The sequence below is a fragment of the Sphingopyxis sp. GW821-FHT02C12 genome (assembly GCF_059421785.1).
Genome location: NZ_JBWKVQ010000002.1, coordinates 22,955 through 41,308, shown reverse-complemented (window position 1 = coordinate 41,308; position 18,354 = coordinate 22,955). Strand labels below are relative to the sequence as shown.

General features: G+C 64.0%; 13 protein-coding genes. 6 read left to right on the top strand and 7 right to left on the bottom strand.

Translation table 11 applies throughout. The annotated features are described in order from the left end of the window. Positions 1 to 4 precede the first annotated feature (4 nt). The 4 genes from AC07U1_RS15345 (at position 5) to AC07U1_RS15330 (ending at position 5,355) form a co-directional block, all read left to right on the top strand. Positions 5 to 2,152, top strand: coding sequence for a molybdopterin-containing oxidoreductase family protein (locus tag AC07U1_RS15345; protein WP_495197736.1), 2,148 nt, complete (start codon positions 5 to 7; stop codon positions 2,150 to 2,152). A gap of 81 nt (positions 2,153 to 2,233) precedes the next feature. Continuing rightward, positions 2,234 to 2,842, top strand: coding sequence for a TetR/AcrR family transcriptional regulator (locus AC07U1_RS15340; protein WP_492739831.1), 609 nt, complete (start codon positions 2,234 to 2,236; stop codon positions 2,840 to 2,842). Positions 2,843 to 2,957: 115 nt separating this feature from the next. Continuing rightward, positions 2,958 to 3,734: a hypothetical protein gene (locus AC07U1_RS15335; RefSeq protein ID WP_492739830.1), complete on the top strand. Its 777-nt coding sequence runs from the start codon at positions 2,958 to 2,960 to the stop codon at positions 3,732 to 3,734. A 19-nt stretch (positions 3,735 to 3,753) separates the two neighbouring features. Further along, the gene (locus AC07U1_RS15330; RefSeq protein ID WP_492739829.1) at positions 3,754 to 5,355 is read left to right on the top strand and encodes an AMP-binding protein; all 1,602 of its coding nucleotides are present in this window, start codon (positions 3,754 to 3,756) and stop codon (positions 5,353 to 5,355) included. Here AC07U1_RS15330 and AC07U1_RS15325 read toward each other — a convergent pair. Continuing rightward, positions 5,327 to 6,934: an AMP-binding protein gene (locus tag AC07U1_RS15325; RefSeq protein WP_492739828.1), complete on the bottom strand. Its 1,608-nt coding sequence runs from the start codon at positions 6,932 to 6,934 to the stop codon at positions 5,327 to 5,329. The genes AC07U1_RS15330 and AC07U1_RS15325 overlap by 29 nt on opposite strands. A 159-nt stretch (positions 6,935 to 7,093) precedes the next feature. On the opposite strand from AC07U1_RS15325, the gene AC07U1_RS15320 reads away from it, so the two are divergent. Further along, positions 7,094 to 8,299, top strand: coding sequence for an aromatic ring-hydroxylating oxygenase subunit alpha (locus AC07U1_RS15320; RefSeq protein WP_492739827.1), 1,206 nt, complete (start codon positions 7,094 to 7,096; stop codon positions 8,297 to 8,299). Positions 8,300 to 8,302: 3 nt separating this feature from the next. Here the strand turns inward: AC07U1_RS15320 and AC07U1_RS15315 are convergent, their stop codons facing one another. The 4 genes from AC07U1_RS15315 to AC07U1_RS15300 all read right to left on the bottom strand — a co-directional run bounded on the left by AC07U1_RS15315 (position 8,303) and on the right by AC07U1_RS15300 (position 13,597). After that, complete coding sequence (locus AC07U1_RS15315; protein ID WP_495178431.1) at positions 8,303 to 9,478, bottom strand: CaiB/BaiF CoA transferase family protein; 1,176 nt, start codon at positions 9,476 to 9,478, stop codon at positions 8,303 to 8,305. Continuing rightward, a complete protein-coding gene (locus AC07U1_RS15310; protein WP_495178432.1) occupies positions 9,468 to 10,208 on the bottom strand; it encodes a cysteine hydrolase family protein in 741 nt (246 codons plus the stop codon). Before AC07U1_RS15310 ends, AC07U1_RS15315 begins: the two co-directional genes overlap by 11 nt. A gap of 61 nt (positions 10,209 to 10,269) precedes the next feature. Beyond that, a complete protein-coding gene (locus AC07U1_RS15305) occupies positions 10,270 to 12,660 on the bottom strand; it encodes a TonB-dependent receptor (RefSeq protein WP_495178433.1) in 2,391 nt (796 codons plus the stop codon). 346 nt (positions 12,661 to 13,006) lie between these two features. Continuing rightward, complete coding sequence (locus AC07U1_RS15300; RefSeq protein WP_495178434.1) at positions 13,007 to 13,597, bottom strand: TetR/AcrR family transcriptional regulator; 591 nt, start codon at positions 13,595 to 13,597, stop codon at positions 13,007 to 13,009. Between the two features lie 223 nt (positions 13,598 to 13,820). Here AC07U1_RS15300 and AC07U1_RS15295 point away from each other — a divergent pair, with 223 nt between their 5' ends. After that, positions 13,821 to 15,455 carry a tannase/feruloyl esterase family alpha/beta hydrolase gene (locus tag AC07U1_RS15295; protein ID WP_495178435.1) on the top strand — a complete coding sequence of 545 codons (1,635 nt, stop codon included), beginning with the start codon at positions 13,821 to 13,823 and terminating at the stop codon, positions 15,453 to 15,455. Positions 15,456 to 15,502: 47 nt separating this feature from the next. Here the strand turns inward: AC07U1_RS15295 and AC07U1_RS15290 are convergent, their stop codons facing one another. Both AC07U1_RS15290 and AC07U1_RS15285 read right to left on the bottom strand, forming a co-directional pair. Further along, entirely contained in the window at positions 15,503 to 17,038 is a 1,536-nt protein-coding gene (locus AC07U1_RS15290; RefSeq protein WP_495178436.1) for a class I adenylate-forming enzyme family protein, read from the bottom strand. A 76-nt stretch (positions 17,039 to 17,114) separates the two neighbouring features. After that, positions 17,115 to 18,263 (bottom strand): aromatic ring-hydroxylating oxygenase subunit alpha, encoded by a 1,149-nt coding sequence (locus tag AC07U1_RS15285; RefSeq protein WP_495178437.1) that lies wholly within the window; start codon positions 18,261 to 18,263, stop codon positions 17,115 to 17,117. Positions 18,264 to 18,354 lie beyond the last annotated feature (91 nt).

Genomic DNA, 18,354 nt, shown 5'->3' with positions numbered 1-18,354 from the left:
GATAATGAGTGAAATTTATGAGGAGCGGGCGATGATCGACAGCCAGACCACGCGGCTCGCGCCCGGCGAGGATGGGGTGCATTTCACCTTCTGCCGGCTGTGCGAGGCGCATTGCGGACTCGCCGCGAAGGTCGAGGCCGGGCGGATCACCGATGTCCAGCCCGACAAGGACAATCCGCATTCTTTGGGCCATGTCTGCCTGAAAGGCATCACCTTTCACAACGTCACCTATGACCCCGATCGCATTCTGACCCCGATGAAGCGCGTCGGCGGTCCGGGCGAATTTGCGCCGGTCGGCTGGGACGAGGCGCTCGACGATATCGCCGCACGTCTCACCCATGTGATCGACACCCACGGCCCCGACGCAGTCGCGTCGTACAAGGGCAATCCAATCGCCTTCGGCATCGACGTGTCGTTCAGCCTGAAGGCGTTCCTCAAGGCGCTCGGCATCACCAAATATTATGGCGCGGGGTCGCAGGACACCAATGCGCGACTGACCGCCTGTTACCTCGCCTTCGGGTCGGCGGTGACTTACGAGATTCCCGACCTGCCGCATAACGACATGCTGCTGATGTTCGGCGCCAATCCGCTGGTCTCCAACGGATCGATGCTCTGGTCGCCGCGCGTGCGCCACGACCTCGACGCGATCGCCGCGCGCGGACGCGTCGTCGTGGTCGACCCGCGCCGCACCGAAACCGCGCGCCGCTATCAGCATGTCGCGGTCCGCGCGAACGGCGACATCTGGCTGCTGCTCGGGCTGCTCGGCGTGCTGATCGACGAAGGACTCTACGACGCGGACTATGTCGCGGCGCATACCGAGGGGTTCGCCGACCTCGTCAGCGCGGTCGCCGCGCATGGCCTGGCCGACTGCGCCGAGCGCGCGGGCGTCGATGCCGACACGATCGCCGAAATCGCGCGCAGCTTTGCCGCGACGCCGCGGGCGGTCGCTTATGGCCGGCTCGGGGTGTGCCGCGGGCCCCACGCGACGCTCGAGAATTTCCTGCTGATCGCGCTCAACCTGCTCGGCGGCAAGCTGGGCCGCCAGGGCGGCGCGATCTTCAGCCGCACGATCCTCGGCGGATCGCAGAAGGTGCTGACCGGCGGCTATGGCGATACGCGCAGCCGGGTCGGCGACTTCCCCAGCGTCGCGCAATTCCTCGCCTCGGCGATGCTGCCCGCCGACATATTGGAACCCGGAGCGGGCCAGGTGCGCGCAATGATCCTGACCGGCGGCAATATGGTGATGTCGGCGCCCGGCGGGCAGGCGCTGGTCGATGCACTGCAGCAGCTCGACCTGATCGTCGCGCTCGACCTCTACCAGACCGAGAGCAACCGCTACGCCGATTATGTCCTGCCGGTGCCGACCTTTTTCGAACGCGACGATTATCCGATGGCGGGACTCGGATCTATGATCCGGCCGTTCGTGCAGGTGACCGACGCCGTGATCCCGCCGGTCGGCGAGGCACGATCCGAATGGGAGATTTTCAATGCGCTGCTGGCCCGGATGGGCAAGCCGACCCATGGCCGCCCGATGGACGATCTCGACAAGGCTTTCCGCCTCGGCCCCGCGGGCGACGATATGGGCGCGTGCGACGGCTGGAGTTTCAACAAGCTGCGCGCGGCTCCGCACGGCGTGATGGTCGACCTGCCCGATCCCTATGACCCCTGGCCGCGCATCGCCTGGCCCGACGGCCGGGCCAGGCTGTGGCACGCGATGATCGCCGACGAATTCGTGCGCCTGGCACCGACGCCGTCCGACACGCTGCGCCTGATCACCCACCGCGACATCCGCTCGCTCAACAGCTGGCTGCATAATGTCCCGCGCCTCGTGCGCAGCCTGCACCCCGACCTGCTGATGCACCCCGAAGATGCGGAGCGGTTCGGCCTGTCCGATGGCGAGACGGTCGAGCTGTCGACCGGGTCCGCCACCGTCGCGGTCTGCGTCGCGATCACCGAGGATATGCGCCCCGGCACCGTCAGCTATCCGCATGGATGGGGCCATCATGGCGGCTGGCAGCACGCCAATGCGCAGGGCGGCAGCAACATCAACTGGCTGCTTCCGGTGGGCGAGGCAGCGGTCGAGGCGATTTCGGGAACGACGATCATGGACGGACTGGAAGTATTGATCCGGAAACGGCCTGTAGCGGCGTGACGAATTTGCGACTTGTTCGCGATGCCAGCCTTGCTACGACGGTCGGATGCAGCATTCCCCGGTCGGGGCAGGAGATCAGGCATGGACAGCGGCCCGGCATCAGCCCGGACGGACGATAATTCGACGCAGGAGCGCATCCTGCGCGCTGCCTATGATTGTTTCGAGCAATATGGGATCGGCAAGACGACGATCGAGAATATCGCGAGCCGCGCCAAAGTGTCGCGTCCAACCGTCTATAAATATTATCCGAGCAAGGATGCGATCCTCGACGAGATTTCGGTGCGCGAAACCTGGCGAGTCAACAGCGAGGTACGGCGGCGGCTGGTGCGATCGGACGACTTCGCTGATTTCCTGTCCGATACGCTGCTGCTCGTCATCCGGCTGGCGAACGAGAACATCTATATTCGCCGCATGGTCGAAAGCATCGAATTTCAGGAATCGGTGATTTCGCCGAGCAGCCTGATGCAGCAATTGCAGCGCACCTGGTGGGCGAACATGTTCGAACAGGCGCGGGCGCGCGGCGAGATTGCGACCGACCTGAAAATCGACGAGTGCATCTATTGGCTCGCGCGCGCGCAGGCGATGCTGATGCTGCAGGTCGCCTCGCCGCAGATCGAAGATGCCGAGAAACGCCGCTTCATCAGGCGTTTCATCGTCCAGCCTTTGCTCGCGGGCAGCGAAATCCGATAAACCTCCATCGCTGGGTTGACGGCCCTTCCCCAAGCTGACACAGATATTTAATCAATCGATTAAGTAGCCGCAGCGATATCGACGCGCGGCGCAGCGTGGGAGGCCCGCTCGAGCGATGACCGACGATACGGCGCGCCGCATGGCCGCCAATCCCGCTTATGGTGACGGCTATTTTGTCCGGACGACGCGTTTTCGCCGGCTCGGTCCCGATCGGGTCGAGGCGGTGCTGGAAGACCCGTTCCATGCGCTGGCGCTGCTGATCCACCACGACGACCAGAGGCTGACCGCCGTCGAGGGGCGCTGGGAGCGCCACCCGCTATCCAGTTGCGCGGAGGCAGGCGGCGAGATGACCGGCCTCGCGGGCCTGCCCTTGGTCGATGACCTGCGGACCCGATGGTTGCAGACCGAGCCGGCCCTGCAATGCACGCATATGTTCGACACGCTACGCCTCGCGGCGGTGCATATCGCGAAGGGGCGAGCCGACCGCCGCCATGACGTCATCCTGCCCGATTCCGACGCCGATTATCAGCCGGTTCGGCTGTTGCAGGATGGCGCGCTCGTGCTCGAAATCGTGATCAACGGTGATTTTCACATCACGGCCCCGTCCGCTTACTCCGGTGCCCCGCTGCTCAATGGGTTCGCGCGCTGGGCCGCCGAGCGGCTGTCGGCAGAAGATTTCGAGCGCCTGTTCCTGATCCAGCGCGGCGCCTTCGTCGGGCGCGGCCAGCGCATGGACATCACCCGCTATTATGGCCGCGACGGCGCGCTGTCGGGTCCGCTGCCCGCCACCTGCTTCGGATCGCAGCCCGAACGCTATGCGGCCTCGCTCCGCCTCGCCAACGCCCGCCCCGGCCTGCGCCGCGAGGATGCCGCCCTTTTTCCCTTCGCCTGACCACAGCAGGAAGACCCCGATGTCCGACATGCCCTTCCCCACCCCCGACCAGGCCGTCACTCGCCATCTGCTCGAGCGCCAGGCGCGCGAGCATCCGGACGATCTCTACATGCGTTTTCAGGACGGCAGCGAATGGAGTTTTGCCGAGGCGCTCGATCAGGCGCACCGTGCCGCGGGGGCGCTCAAGCGGCTCGGCGTCGAGCAGGGCGACCATGTCTTCAACTGGCTGCCCAACGGCAAGGCCGCGGTACGCGCCTGGCTCGGCACGCATATGCTGGGCGGCGTTTTTGTGCCCGCCAATCTCGCCTATCGCGGCAGCCTACTCCGCCATGTGTTGTGGCTTGCCGACGCGAAGGTCGGGCTGGTCCACCGCGACCTGATGCCGCGCCTCGCCGAGGTTGAGCGCGGTATGCTAGAAAAGCTGATCGTCATCGGGGGCGCCACCGAGCCGGTGGACGGTCTCGAACTCCATGACGAGGCGATGCTGGTAGAGCCAGGCAGCGCGGGCGACCTCGCGCGGCCGATCGCACCATGGGACGATATGGCGATCATCTTCACCTCGGGCACCACCGGCCCGTCGAAGGCGGTGATGTGCTCCTATGCGCATATGTGGACCTTCTACCACGCCGCGATGCCGGCGATGATCGGCCGCGACTATCGCCATCTCGCGCATCTGCCGATCTTCCATTCGGGTGGCTTCGGCTGCCTCTATGGCCAGTTGTCGAACGCGGGATCGGTGGTGCTCGTCGAATCGTTCAAGACCGATCAGTTCTGGCAGATCGTCCGCGATCATGGCGCGAACACGACCACCCTGCTCGGCGCAATGATCCCCTTCCTGCTCAGCACCCCGCCCTCGGACGACGATCGCAACCACAGCCTGAAATCGGTGAGCGCGGTTCCCTACACCGCCGACGTCAAGGCCTTTACCGCGCGTTTCGGGGTCGGCGCCTTCGCCGCCTACAGCATGACCGAGCTCGCCAATCCGGTGCAGAGCCCGCTCAATCCCGACAAGATCGGGGTCGCCGGGCGGCTGCGCCCCGGGCAGCACATTCGGCTGGTCGACGAACATGATATCGAGGTGCCCGAGGGCGCGGTCGGCGAGGCGATCCTGCGCTGCGACCAGCCCTGGACGATGTTCAGCGGATACTACAAGAATCCCGAGGCGACCGCCGAAGCCTGGCGCAACGGCTGGCTGCACACCGGCGACCTGCTGCGCCGCGACGCCGATGGCGACTATTTCTTCGTCGACCGCCGCAAGGACGCGATCCGTCGCCGCGGCGAGAATATCTCGGCCTATGAGGTCGAACAGGAAATCCGCGCCTTCGGCGGAGTCAAGGAGGCCGCGGTGATCGGGGTCGCGAGCGACAAGACCGAGGATGAGGTGATGGCGTGCATTATGCCGTCGGACGGCGCCGCGATCGACCTGATGGCGCTGACCGACTTCCTCGCCACCCGCCTGCCCCATTATATGGTGCCGCGCTATTTCCGGCTGATGCCCGACCTGCCGCGCACGCCCACGCAAAAGATCCAGAAATATGCGCTGCGCGATGACGGAGTCACCGCCGACACCTGGGATCGCGAGGCGGCGGGGATCAGGTTGCGGCGGGAACGGATCGGCTGAGCCGGTCCCAGGTCGCGTCGTTAACGGGCCGCTCGCGCAGCCCGGCCTTGCGGATCTTGCCCGTCGGGGTGCGCGGCAGGTCCGCGACGAACTCGACGAAGCGCGGGACCATGTAGCGCGGCAGCCGCTCGGCGAGATAATCGACGAGATCGCTTTCGGTGAGCGGCGCGGAATCGCCCAGCTGCACCACGATCTTGATCTCGTCCTCGCTGGCGCGCGCATTGCCGGGCAGCGTGGGGACGTCGGCGGCCTTCACGCCGATCGCCGCGGCTTCGGCGACCGCCGGATGCGCACGCACCTCGCCCTCGAGCTCGAGCGACGAGACATTGTTGCCGCGCACACGGAGGTAATCATTGGCACGGTCGAGGAAATAGAAATAGCCGTCGCCGTCACGGCGCAGGATGTCGCCCGTCTTATACCAGCCGTGGCGCGACGCTTTGGCATTCGCCTCGGGCTTGTTCAGATAGCCCTGGGTAATCAGGAAGGGCACCTTACCCCGGATCAGCAATTCGCCCGCCTGTCCGTCGGGCAGGTCGCGGCCTTCGGCATCGACGATCCGCACCTCGTACAGCGGCGACAGCTTGCCGCAGGTCTGCGCATTGGGCAGGTTCGACGCATTCAGCGGAAACCCGATTTCGGTCATGCCCCATCCGGTGCAAACCCTGACCCCGAAACGCGCCTCAAAATCGCGATAGTCGGGCAGCACCGGGTTCATCAGCACCCATAACAGCGGATTGTCGGCGTCGTCGGGCCGCCGCTCGGCATTCATCAGGAAGCCCGCGATGCCCATCAGCTGGGTGTGGGTGCAACCATGCGCGCGCACATCGGCCCAATAATGGCTGACCGAAAAACGGCTGCGGAAGATCATATGCCCGCCACGCACCGCCGCGAAAACGAAGCCGACGCGCCCCGACGAATGGAAGGTCGGCCAAGGCGAATAATAGACGGGGATCTGATCGGGATCGATCACCTCGCCGCTGAAATTATGCTGGACCTGCTGGATCGAACCCCACGCCTGAAGCACGCCTTTCGACGGTCCGGTGGTGCCCGAGGTGTAGATGACGGCATTGGTGTCGGCGAGTTGCGGCTCGGCATGATCGATACGCGGTGCACCCGCCTCGACCGAGGCCAGCGTCGCGACCGGGATATCGCTGGCGCATAGCGCTTCGTCGATGGTGATAATGCGTTCGAGCGTATCGAGGCGATCGCGGACCGCATTGACCTGATCGACACAGGCATTGCTGGTGATCAGCACCCGCGCGCGGCAATCGTTCAGCGCATAGGCGAGCAGATTGCCCTTATATTCGGGGTTGATCGGCACCTCGAGCGCACCGCGCCAGCTGAGTCCGATCCACGCGCAATAGGCGGCAAGACACGGATCGAGCATCGTCACGACGCATTCCCCGCGCGCGACCCCGATCGAGGCCATCGCGTCCGCGACGCGCAGCGCCGCCTCGTGAAACGCGCCGCCGGACATCGTGCCGCCCGCGACGTCGGTGATGAACGGCGCGGACGGATCGCGCGCCGCGCGCTCGCGGATCAGCACCGGGACCGAAGGCATATTCAGGCTGTCGACCATAACTCTCCCCGCGCTTCGCTTTGCCGGCATGCCGGTGCGTAAAGTCACATTTTTCACAAAGCCCTTTTTATATAGGTTTTTACTATTTACAATGCTATATATATGTAAAGTCAATGACGCCGGCCCGCTGGGACCGCGACGTCCCCCACGGAGAGTCGAATGTATCTGAGCCCCGAACATAATCGCCAAGTCGCGGAAAAGCTGTTCCGCCACATCCGCGACAACAGCACCGACATGATCGAGGAAACCTACGAATATCCGCTGTCGGTCTATTCGGACCCCGACATCGCGGTCGCCGAGCGCGAAAAGATCTTCGAACATTATCCGATGATGGCGCTTCACGGCAGCCAGCTTCCCGAATCGGGCAGCTATGTGACGGTGAAACTGAACCGCAGCGAGGCGCTGGTCACGCGCGGCAAGGACGGCCAGGTCCGCGCCTTCCTCAACATGTGCCGCCACCGCGGCGCGACTTTGGTGACCGAGGCCGAGGGCAAGCAGGGGCGCTTTTCCTGTCCCTATCATGGTTGGACCTACACCAATGAGGGCGAGCTGATCGGCCTGACCTTCAAACAGACGCTGGGGCTCAGCCTGCCGTGCCGCGAACGCAATCTGATTGCCCTGCCCTGCGAGGAACGCCACGGCTTCATCTGGATCGTCGAAAATCCTGAAGGGTCGATCGACGTAGCCGCGCATCTCGGCCCGGTGATGGACGGGGTGCTCGCGGGTTATGGTCTCGACCGCCAATATTTCTACCGCGAAGCCTTTTTCGAGTTCGACCAGAATTGGAAGATCATGGTCGACGGGCTGACCGACGGCTATCATGTCCAATGGGTCCATGGGCCAACGATCCGGCCCTATTTCTATATGAACATGATGGCGCGCGTCGAAGGCACCGGCGACCATGCGGTGACGACGACGCCGCGGCGCAAGATCGACGAGATATTGGACAGCGAGCCGGGCGAACACGACCTCGATCCCTATGTCGTCTATGGCAATATGGTCTTTCCCAATGTCAGCATCCAGCTGCACCCGCATCACGCCGAATTCTGGACGATGTATCAGGACGTCCACAACCCCGGCCGCTCGCGCGTCCATCTGCGCTTCCTGACCCCCAGGGCGCCCGGCGACTATGACGAGCGCGGCCAGACGATCCTCGCCAAGAATTGGGACATCGCCGAAGCCGCGATCCTGAACGAGGATGTGCCGATCGGCGACAGCATCCAGCGGTCGGCGAACATGCCGAACACCGGCACGATGCTGCTCGCGCACAACGAAGTGATCAACCAGCAGTTTCACCGCAGCTATGACCGGGTGATGGCGGGCCCAAGCGTGGTTCCGATGCAGGCGCGCGCAGCGCGCGGCTGAGACTCAGCGCGCGCCGAGGCCGAATTCGGCGCGGATCGCGACGTCGTCCTCGCCAACTTCGGGCGCCAGCGGCATGCCGAAATGCTGTCCCGCGACATGGATCGCGGTCGAGGTCAAAGTCAGCTTGCGCCCGTCGGGCAGCGACGCCTGATAGGTGTTGTCGCGCGCACTGAAATGCGGGTCGGCGATGACATCGGCAAAGCTGTTCACCGGCATCGCCGCCACATTGTCGCGCTCGAAATCGGCGAGCCAGTCGGCGCGCGGGCGCGAGGCGAAGATCGGGATCAATGCGGCATTGACCTCCGCGTCCTCGGTCCCCGTCTGCGGCTCGCGCGTGTAGATGGCTTCGAGGTCGGGACGGCCGACGAGCTTAAGCAGCGCCTGCCAGCTCTTCGGCGTGAAGGTCATCAGGAAGACCAGCTTGCCGTCGGCGCAACGGTAATTTTCCATCCGCGCCCAGAAACGCATTTTGCCGCTGGCATCGAGGAATCCCGGCCGCGCAAAGGTCGTGTCGGGATTGAGCAAAGGATCGAGCGCCTCGGGCAGCCAGTGCGCCGAACAATCGGCCGCCGCGACCTCGATCGCCGCCCCCTCGCCCGTCCGCCGCGCGCGATGTACCGCCGACACGACGGCGAAGGCCGCCTCCAGCCCATAGGCGTACATGCCGATCGACGGCGCCTGCGCCCCGTCGTAGCGCGAGATGCTGCCGCTCACCGGCGTGCCGAGCCCGCCATAGGCGTCGAACGACGGCCCGTGCGAGGCGAGCTTGGCATAAGGGCCCGTCTCGCCGAGCCCCGACAGCGAGCAGAAGATGATTGCAGGGTTCACCCCCTTCAGCACCTCATAACCGAGCCCCAGTCGCGCCATCACGCCGGCGCGCATGCCCTCAATCACGACATCGGCCTTGGCCGCCAGCGTCAGGAACTCCGCGCGTCCCGCCTCGCTCGCGAGGTCGATGATCACGCTTTCCTTGCCGCGATTCCAGCGCAGATGCATGTAGGAAAAGCCCGTTTCGTCGCCCACCGACCAGGGACCGGCGCGGCGCAGCGGGTCGCCGCCGTCGGGATCCTCGACCTTGATCACCCGAGCCCCCATGTCGGCAAGCCTGCCGCCGAGCGCATCGGGGCCGAAATGCGATACCTCGAGCACCAGCAGGTCGGTCAGGAAATCATAGGGCATGGGATTGCTTCTCCATCGCCGCGACGGCATCGGCGGCAGTCACGATTTCGGCCAGATAATTGCCGATCAGCCGTTCGGCATCCTCCTGGTCGCGCGCCGACAGCGTGCCGGTGCAATCGGCGACCAGATATTGCCGGTATCCAAGGTCGAACCCCGCGGCAACGCTGAGCAGCACGCAGGCTGTCGTCACCACCCCGGCGTAGAGGATCGTGTCGATGCCTTCGCGCCGGAGAAGAAAGTCAAGCTCGGTCCCGCCGAACGCGCCCGACCCCGATTTGACGATCGACAGGTCGCCGGGCTCGTCGCCGACCTCGGCGATCGACGCAGCGCCGGGCGATCCCTCCAAAGCCCCGGCCGCTTTCACATAGGGGCGCAGCGCCGGGACGACATCGGCATAGTCCGGATGCCGGCTGGCAAGCCGCGCATGGACCACGCGCACGCCCGCACGGCGCGCGGCGGGCAGCAACAAGGCAAGATTGGGCGCGATGGTGTCGGCGAAGCGCGCGAGCAGATGGTCGGCGCGATCGTCATGCCCCGCCGCGCGCATTGCGGCAATCGAGGAGCCATCCGGATCGAGCTGCCAGTTGATCAGGTCGACGAGGACGAGCGCGGTTCGCGCCGGGTCAAAGCCGTTCCACGGATCGCCGGGCGTAAAGGCATCCGCATTATACCAATGGGCGGAAAGGCCGGACGGCAGCATGCCACCTATGGTGCCGGCTGATTGGTCCACCTTGCCCTCCTGCAAAAAACGCGGCCGCCGGCAATCCCCGTGCCGGCGGCCGTGCTTCCTTTTAGCGCTGCGACCCGAACTTCGTGCCGATCGTGACACCGGCGGTAGTCCCGCGCGAAAGCACCGAATAATAGCCGAAGGAGGTCGTCGACACGTTACGGAACACATCGTTCTGGTTGAACAGATCCTTGCCCCACACCGAGACGTAGAACGCATCGTCGGGCGCATGGAAAGTGGCCGACAGGTTGAGGGTCTCGGTCGCCTTCTGGATCGGAGCACGTCCGATGCCGGCCGGATAAGCTCCCGCTCCCGTGCCGCCCGCAGGATAGGCGCCATAGGTCGCATGGTCGAACGAGTCGACGTAGCTGAACAGGCCGCTCAGTTCGAACTTCCCGCCGTTGGCCAAGGGGACATTATAATTGGCCTGGACGCTGACGGTGACGTCGGGCGTTGCCGGCAGGTCGAAACCCGAGCAATCCGCATTGGGAGGAACCGCGAGGCCCGATGCCCGGCGCCGATAGATGGCACAGTTTTTGAAGCTGTCATATTCCGATTTGAAGAAGGTCGCGAAGCCCGTCGACAGCGAGAAGCGGTCGTTGGGGCGGTAGGCGGCTTCGATTTCGAGGCCCGAGATCGTCGCCTTCGCCGCATTGATCGACTGCTGGGTATTGGTCACCGGATCGACGATCGGAACCTGCAGATTGTCGTACTTGTAGTAATAGGCAGCGGCGTTGAAGGTTACTTTGCGGTCGAACAGGCTGGTCTTGAGCCCGACTTCGAACGCGTCGATCGTCTCGGGCTGGGTCGGGATGACGTTGGGGATCGACGAGATATTATAGACGCCGCTCTTGAAGCCGCGGTTGTAGCTCAGATAGCCCATGACATCGTCGCTGAACTTATAGTCGAAAACCGCACGATAGGTCAGCTCGGAGAAGGGCGCGCTAAGGCCCTTGCACGCCGTGTTCGCCGCGCAGATCGCGGCCGAATTGCTGTGGATCGCAATGACGCCGCCGGTGCCGTTGGGCACATAGGTGGTGCCCGCATTGTCCTTGTCGAGGACATGCTTTTCGTCGGTGTAGCGCAGACCTACCGTCAGCTTGGCAGCGTCGCTGAACGCATAGGATGCTTCACCGAAGAGGCCGAGCGACTTGATGGTCACGAAGGCGCTCTGATCGATATAGGCCAGGCCCGACGCCGGGCCGGCGCCGGCCGCCGAGCGGTCGAGCAGCGCTTGCGGCACCGTGTGCGGCCGGAGCGTGCTGGGAACGGGCAGTCCGACATATTGGTCAAGCCCCGCATAGCCGTCGCGGTAGTTGAGATAGAAGCCGCCGAGAATCCACTGGAACGGCCCATCGTTCATCGAGGTGATGTCGATTTCCTGCTGATAGCTCCGACCCTTTAGCGCGGTATCGAACCAGAAGACGTTCGCGGGCGAGCCGTCGAGGTCATATTCGACCCCCGAGGTGCTGTGGCTATAGGCCGTGATCGACTTGATGTTGACCGGCCCGACATCGGCGTCGAGGGTCAGCGAGCCGCCATAGCCCTGGAAGCGGACTTCGGGATCGATCTGGCCATAATAGGAGCGTTCGGGCCGCGAAATATCGATCCCCGATGCCACCTGGCCGGTCGTGGTGGTTTCCCCCAGGATCGGCTGCAACGCCACCACGGCATTGGTTTCGCCCTTCGAATAATAGCCCGACAGCGTCGCGGTGAAATCGGGCGTGGCTTCCCAGAGCACCGACCCGCGAAAGCCGAAGCTCTGATCACCGCCGACATATTTTCCGGCGCCGTTCAGCGCCTGGGTGCGGTTGCGAATATAGGGACGCTCGTTGCGGTAAAAGCCGCTGACACTTAACGCGAGCGTGTCCGAAAGGCCGCCCGTCACGAAACCGCGGGCGCCCTCTTCATCGGTGCCATAGGTGCCTTCGAGCATTCCGCCGAATTCGGTGTCGGGCTTTTTCGTGGTGACCAGGATCGCGCCAGACGTCGCGTTGCGGCCGAACAAGGTTCCTTGCGGGCCGCGCAGGACCTGCACCGACTGCACATCGGGGAAACCCTGAAGCAGGATACCGGTCTTATCGGTCTGATAGACGCCATCGACATAAACAGCGGTCGTGGCTTCGTTGCCGGGGGTGATGTTCCGCCCGCCGACGCCGCGAATATAGGGCTGCGCCGCGCTCGATCCTTCGGTGATCAGAAGCGACGGCGTGACCGCGGCCAGTTCCAGAACATCCGAAACGCCGCTTTGCTGGAGCTGATCGGGCGTAAACGCCGAAACAGCGATCGGCACGTCCTGCAAACGTTCGTCGCGCTTCTGCGCGGTCACAACGATTTCATTGACGCCCGAACTGTCGTCGGCCGCGTCCCCGGCATCCTGCGCCATCGCCGCCGTCGAGACGGTCGAAACCGCAATCGCCAGCGTGCATGTGGCGAGCTTGTAAGAAAAGCGCATAGCATCCTCCCATTGGCGACGCCCGCCCTTCGTTGAAGGCGGCGCCGCGCAGTCCATCACTGTGGGACGCGCGCTGCTCGAAACGATCAGGGCAGATCGGTTCGGCCGGTGCTGTTGCCGTGCATCACTCCCGCTGCTTACAGACAACAGATTCGATAAAATGTCAACAATGTCACCGAGCAACGAGCACGCTGTGCGGTGCGCAATCTATGATATGTAGTTTAATTCGCGGAAATCCTTGAGAATCTTCCCGCCAACAAGGCTTTCACGTCCGGATTTCTATCGTACTCACAGGCGATGTCGATCCTCGGCGAGTCGCGAATCGGGCCTGCGCCGCCCCGAATTATCAGCTTGACGCGGTGACCCGATTGGCAAGCAAGGGTTCGACGACGAAGCGACGCACCATATGCCGCAGCTTGGCCTCGTCGCCGCCGAACTGGTCGAGCACGCGCAGCAGCATGACCTGATTGCGCGACAGCCAGTTCACAACATCGGCTGGGTCAAGGTCAGCTGCAAGTTCTCCGCTCGCCTGCGCGCGGTGCATCACCGATTCCCAGCGATGCCGTGCCTGCTCCTGATAAGGGCTGGTGGGGAGTTGGCTCTGCGCCGACACTTCCAGATCCTCGACGAAACGGCGTATATAGGGATTGCCGCTCGCCACCTGGACCGACGCCACAATCGCCTCGGTCGTCGTGTCGGCGAAATTCCGCTGGCGCTGGATTCGCGCGCGGACGAGTTCCTGAATCTTGTCGAGTTCGGCAAAGCCGATGTAATCGACGATCTCCATCTTGCCGCCAAAAAATTTATAGACCGTCGGGCGCGAGACGCCGGCGGCTCGCGCGATATCCTCGACCGTCGTCTTCTCGATCCCATAACGTTCGAAACAGCGACGCGCGCCTTCGACGATCTTCGCGCCGGTCTTGCCGATATCGGGCATGACCTTTTCCTGGCGATTTTTCGAAACGTCCAATGGCTCCGTCCTTCCCCTGCCCGGCTTTCAAACGGGTCTTTGACCGGTAGACCCGCCCGTGAAACCGGCGATCGGCTTCATGCCCTGACCTCACCATAGCATCAATATTTACATTTTCCATTTTTTGTTATTTGATAGCGAAGCTGACTTTCAGAGTCGGCAAAGCGACGATGGGTGGAGGATAATGGATATGCGATATCGGACAATGCTGATGATGGCCGGCGCGCTGACCGGATCGCTGACGACACCGTTTGCGGCGGCGCATGACCCGCGACCAGTTGCAATCCCCGGCGTAGCGGCCGCAGCCTGTTCGCCCGAGGCGATCACATGGGCGGGCAAGGATGTCGCGATCGAGTCGATCCGCTGGCTGGCCGACCCGGTGCCCTATTGCCGGATCGACGGGGTCGTGCGGACCGCAAATCCCGGGCCGAATACCGTCGGCTTCATGATCGCACTGCCGCAAAGCTGGAACGGCCGCTATCTGATGACGATTCCGGGTGGGTCGGCGGGCTACATCGTCAATCCGTCGCGCGAGCATCTGACCGCCGGCTATGCGGTGGCGACCACCGACAAGGGATCGCACTCGCGCGGTGCGCTCGACATGTCATTCCGCGGCGATCCGGCAAAGTCCGAAGATTATGCGCATCGCGGCACGCATGTGGCGGCAGTTGCGACGCAAACGCTGGCGCGCGGCTATTATAACCGCAGCGCGATGCCGCGCTATATCATGGGCTGTTCCGGGGGCGGCGTCAGCACCCTGATGGAAGCGGAGCGATACCCCGGCGATGCCGACGGCTTCATCGCGGCAGGCGCCCCAACCAGCGCCCATGTGCAGACGTTCTGGGCCTATGTCGCACAGCATGTCGCGCGCGATCCGGCGCGCTGGATATCGCCCGCCGACATGACGCGCGTCGGGCAGGCCATCTTGGCCAAATATGACGCGGCCGACGGCGCGCGCGACGGGCTGATCTGGGATCCGACGCAAATCCGCCTGTCGCATTCCTTGTTCCCGTTCCTCAGCGATGCGCAATATTCGACGCTCGAAATCCTGGCCGGCGGGTTGCCCCGGGTTGCGGGGTCCGACGTCGCGGCGCCGGGCTTTTGGTTCGCCAACCCCTCGCTGCTGGGACCGATCGCGCTGGGCACCGCGCCGCCGCCATGGACCGACAAGACTCGGCCGCCGCTGTTCGGATCGACCGTGCTCAGCATGAAGGCTTTGCGCGCTACCGGCTATGATGCGCTGACGCAGATGGATTTCGGGGATCCGGCACAGCGCAACGAAGACGACGCGCTGTGGGCGCGCGTCGGCGGTTATGGCTATGATCCCGCCAATCTCGCGGCGATGCAGCGAACCGGCGGCAAACTAATCATGTGGACCGGCGCCTCCGACGAATCGATCCCGCCCGCCTATACGGCGGATTACAGCGACGCGGTCCGGGCTCAGTACGGCTCCGAAAGCGGAAATTTCTTCCAGAGCTTTTTCGTGCCCGGGATGTTCCATTGCCGCGGCGGCGAAGGCTCCCCGACCGACAGCAGTCGCGCGATGCTGGACGCGATGCAGCGCTGGGTGGAGGGCGGCACGCCGCCAGCCGACATCATGATGACCAACAGTCCTCGGACGCTGGAACTCAACTCGACGTCGAACACGTCGATGTATGTTTCGGGGATGAGCCTCGAAAACCCCGCGACGGCCGACAGCGATGCCGGGGTGGCGCGCAGCTATCGCATCTGCGCCTATCCCAGCGTTGCGAAGTTCACGGGCGCGGAGGGAAGCGACGTCAGCGACGCGCGCAACTGGAAATGCACGGGAACGATGAAACGGTAAAAGGGCGCGGCCGGCGGGCGGCACGAGGCGCTCGCCGGCCCCTATTGCTATTTCCCGAACAACGCCTTCGCCTGTTCCGGCACCGCCGGAAACAGCCCGCGCAGCGTCGGTTTGGAAATCTTGCCCGACAGGGTGCGCGGCAGCGGTTCGTCGATGAAGACGACGCGGCGCGGACGTTTGAAGGCCGCGAGCTGCGCCGAGCCGTCGGTTTCGAGTGCGGACAGCGCCGCGCCTTCGTCCTTCACCCCGCTCGCGACGATCATCGGAACTTCGCCCCAGTCGCTGTCGGGAACCCCGATCACAGCGAGTTCGCCGATGTGCGGGTTCGCCGACAATATCTTCTCGATCTCGGCCGGATAGACGTTGATGCCGCCCGAGATGATCATGTCCTTCGACCGGTCGACGACCTTCACGAAGCCTTCGTCGTTCATCATGCCGGTGTCGCCGGTGCGCAGCCAATCGCCCGCAAACGTCGCCGCGGTGGCCTCGGGATTGCGCCAATATTCGCGCATGACATGCGGTCCGCGCACCATGATCTCGCCGACCTCGCCATTGGCGAGCGCATTGCCGTCAGCATCGCCGATCTTCATCTCGCTGCCGACGATCGGGCGTCCCGCCCAGCCGATATGTTTGATCGCGTCCTCGCCGTGCATCGTCGCGGCGAGGCCCGACGCCTCGGTCAGGCCATAGGACTGGATCAGCGAAATGCCCTTGGCGCGATAGGCCTCGATCAGGTCGACGCTGACCGGCGCGCCGCCGGCGGCGGCTGAGATCATGCTCGACAGATCGGCCTTTTCGAACCCCGGTGACCGCATCAGCCGTTCCCAAACGACCGGAACCGTCGTCGCCGCGCTCACCCGATGCCGCTGGATCACGTCCAAATAGCGGTCGATGTCAAAATCGGATTCGAGCACCATCGTCCCGCCCGCATTGACCGCGAACTGGATGAAGCAGGAAACGATCGCGCCGGTAAAGACGAAGGGCACCGCAACCATGATCGAATCGCGCCAGGTCAGCCCTTCGGCGATATTCTTGGCGAGGCCGGGATACATGGCGCCGCCGTGCGTGAGCAGCGCGCCTTTCTGGCGCCCGGTGGTGCCCGAGGTGTAGCAGAGGAAGCCGGCATCGTTGAGGCCGATCGTCTCGGTCGGCACCGGACCGGTATCGATCAGCAGCGCGGAAAAGCGCCGCGCATCGCTGCCGTCGAGGCTGTAAATCGCGAAGGGCAGCTTCGATGCCGCCAACTCGAGCCGGTCGAGATGCTTCGCCTGAGTAACAACGATCTTGCAGTCGGCATCCTCCAGCAAAGGCAGAATTTCACTCGCGGTGAGTTTGAAATTGAGCGGCACGATCATCGCCCCGAGCTTCAGGCACGCGACGGTCAGCAGCGGCGCCTCGATCCTATTGTCGAGGTGCATGCCGACGCGGTCGCCCTTGACCACCCCGGCGGCGCGCAGGCCCCGCGCGATCGCGTCGCTGCGCGCGTCGAACTCGGCCCAGTTCGTCCGGACGTCATCGGTGATCACCGCCGTATGTTCGGGCCTCCAGCGTGCCCAGTAACGGACGAGTTCGGCGATATTCATGCAGTCTCTCCCGAGGGGGTTTTCGCGGGCCCGGCTCTTCGTCCGGGCCTCTTACATCATCCGTGCCGCGCGCGCGTCACGCCAGCGCGTCGAATTCGCGCGCCATCTGCAAGTGCAGATGCTGCGTCGGCACTTCGTTGGCGCCATAGAGGAAGCCGGTGGTCGGCAGCGCCGCGGCATTGGCCTGGATCATTTCCTCCATCGGAAAATCCTCCTCGGTCGCGGCCTGCCGCAAAATCTCCCAGCTGCGGTTGATCCGCTCGGCAACCTCGTCGGTCAGCTTCGCCGGATCGGTCAGGAAGCGGATGTGGACATGGCATTTGCCGGGATCGGTCAGATGCGGCCACACGGTCCAATGCTCGATATGATCGGGCGTCGGGATCACGCTCATGTTGGGGAAAATCATCAGGTTGCCGGTCAGATAGCGCCAGCCGCCCTCGATCGGTTCGCCGGCCTTGAGCTTGCGTGCGAGCCGTTTGCGCGCCGAATAGGATTGGCCGTGCCGCCCGAGATCGAGCCACACCGCGGCGCCGGTCTGGATCAGCTTTCCGACCCCTTCGGCGTGCAGGAATTGCGGATGCAGCACGTCGATCGCGCCGTCCATCACCAGCTTCCAGTTGATGTCGAGGTCGATCTTCTGGTCCATGAAGACGACGAGCTTGTCGATGTCATAAGCCGCGAGCCGCTCGTCGGCCTCGCCCAGATAGTCGGCGATCGGCGTGTCCTGCGGCGCCTGAGGCAGCTTGATCCAGATAAGGCCGTGGCGTTCCTCCGCCTCGACCGCGAAGAGATTGCGGCACCCCTTGTCGAGCGTGCCATATTGCTCCTCGAACGGAATGCCGCGCAAGCTGCCGTCGCCCTTGAAGCTCCAGCCATGATAGGCGCAGACGAAAAAAGGCTTCTTGCCCTTCTCGCTTTGCTCGACCTTGCCGCCGCGGTGGCGGCACATGTTGCGGAACACGCCAACGCTGCCGTCCTTCTGCCGCACGATCAGCAGCGGCACGCCGAGTATGTCGCGGGTGACGAAACTGCCGGGTTCTGGGATTTCCATGCTCGTCGCGGCGGCGAGCGGCTGGCGCCGGAACACGTCGAGTTCGCGGGCCAGATGGTCGGCGTCGGTGAAATGCGCGGCGGGGACCTCGATCGAATCTGCGGCCATGTCGGTCGTGCCATTTTCCAGATGGTCGACGATGCGGCGATAGATCGTGTCCAATTCGATTTTCATGCCCTGTCCCTTGCCAATTCGGATGTTTACACTTTACGAAGATTGTAATTCATCTATAGTACGGCGTCAAGCATCCGGCGATCGACAGACA

What these genes read in the sequence shown, in the direction of transcription:
- AC07U1_RS15285 (WP_495178437.1), bottom strand. Translation starts at nt 18,263, where the DNA reads ATGAAAATCGAATTGGACACGATCTATCGCCGCATCGTCGACCATCTG.
- AC07U1_RS15325 (WP_492739828.1), bottom strand. Translation starts at nt 6,934, where the DNA reads ATGGTCGACAGCCTGAATATGCCTTCGGTCCCGGTGCTGATCCGCGAG.
- AC07U1_RS15335 (WP_492739830.1), top strand. Translation starts at nt 2,958, where the DNA reads ATGACCGACGATACGGCGCGCCGCATGGCCGCCAATCCCGCTTATGGT.
- AC07U1_RS15330 (WP_492739829.1), top strand. Translation starts at nt 3,754, where the DNA reads ATGTCCGACATGCCCTTCCCCACCCCCGACCAGGCCGTCACTCGCCAT.
- AC07U1_RS15320 (WP_492739827.1), top strand. Translation starts at nt 7,094, where the DNA reads ATGTATCTGAGCCCCGAACATAATCGCCAAGTCGCGGAAAAGCTGTTC.
- AC07U1_RS15305 (WP_495178433.1), bottom strand. Translation starts at nt 12,660, where the DNA reads ATGCGCTTTTCTTACAAGCTCGCCACATGCACGCTGGCGATTGCGGTT.
- AC07U1_RS15290 (WP_495178436.1), bottom strand. Translation starts at nt 17,038, where the DNA reads ATGAATATCGCCGAACTCGTCCGTTACTGGGCACGCTGGAGGCCCGAA.
- AC07U1_RS15300 (WP_495178434.1), bottom strand. Translation starts at nt 13,597, where the DNA reads ATGCCCGATATCGGCAAGACCGGCGCGAAGATCGTCGAAGGCGCGCGT.
- AC07U1_RS15315 (WP_495178431.1), bottom strand. Translation starts at nt 9,478, where the DNA reads ATGCCCTATGATTTCCTGACCGACCTGCTGGTGCTCGAGGTATCGCAT.
- AC07U1_RS15345 (WP_495197736.1), top strand. Translation starts at nt 5, where the DNA reads ATGAGTGAAATTTATGAGGAGCGGGCGATGATCGACAGCCAGACCACG.
- AC07U1_RS15340 (WP_492739831.1), top strand. Translation starts at nt 2,234, where the DNA reads ATGGACAGCGGCCCGGCATCAGCCCGGACGGACGATAATTCGACGCAG.
- AC07U1_RS15295 (WP_495178435.1), top strand. Translation starts at nt 13,821, where the DNA reads ATGCGATATCGGACAATGCTGATGATGGCCGGCGCGCTGACCGGATCG.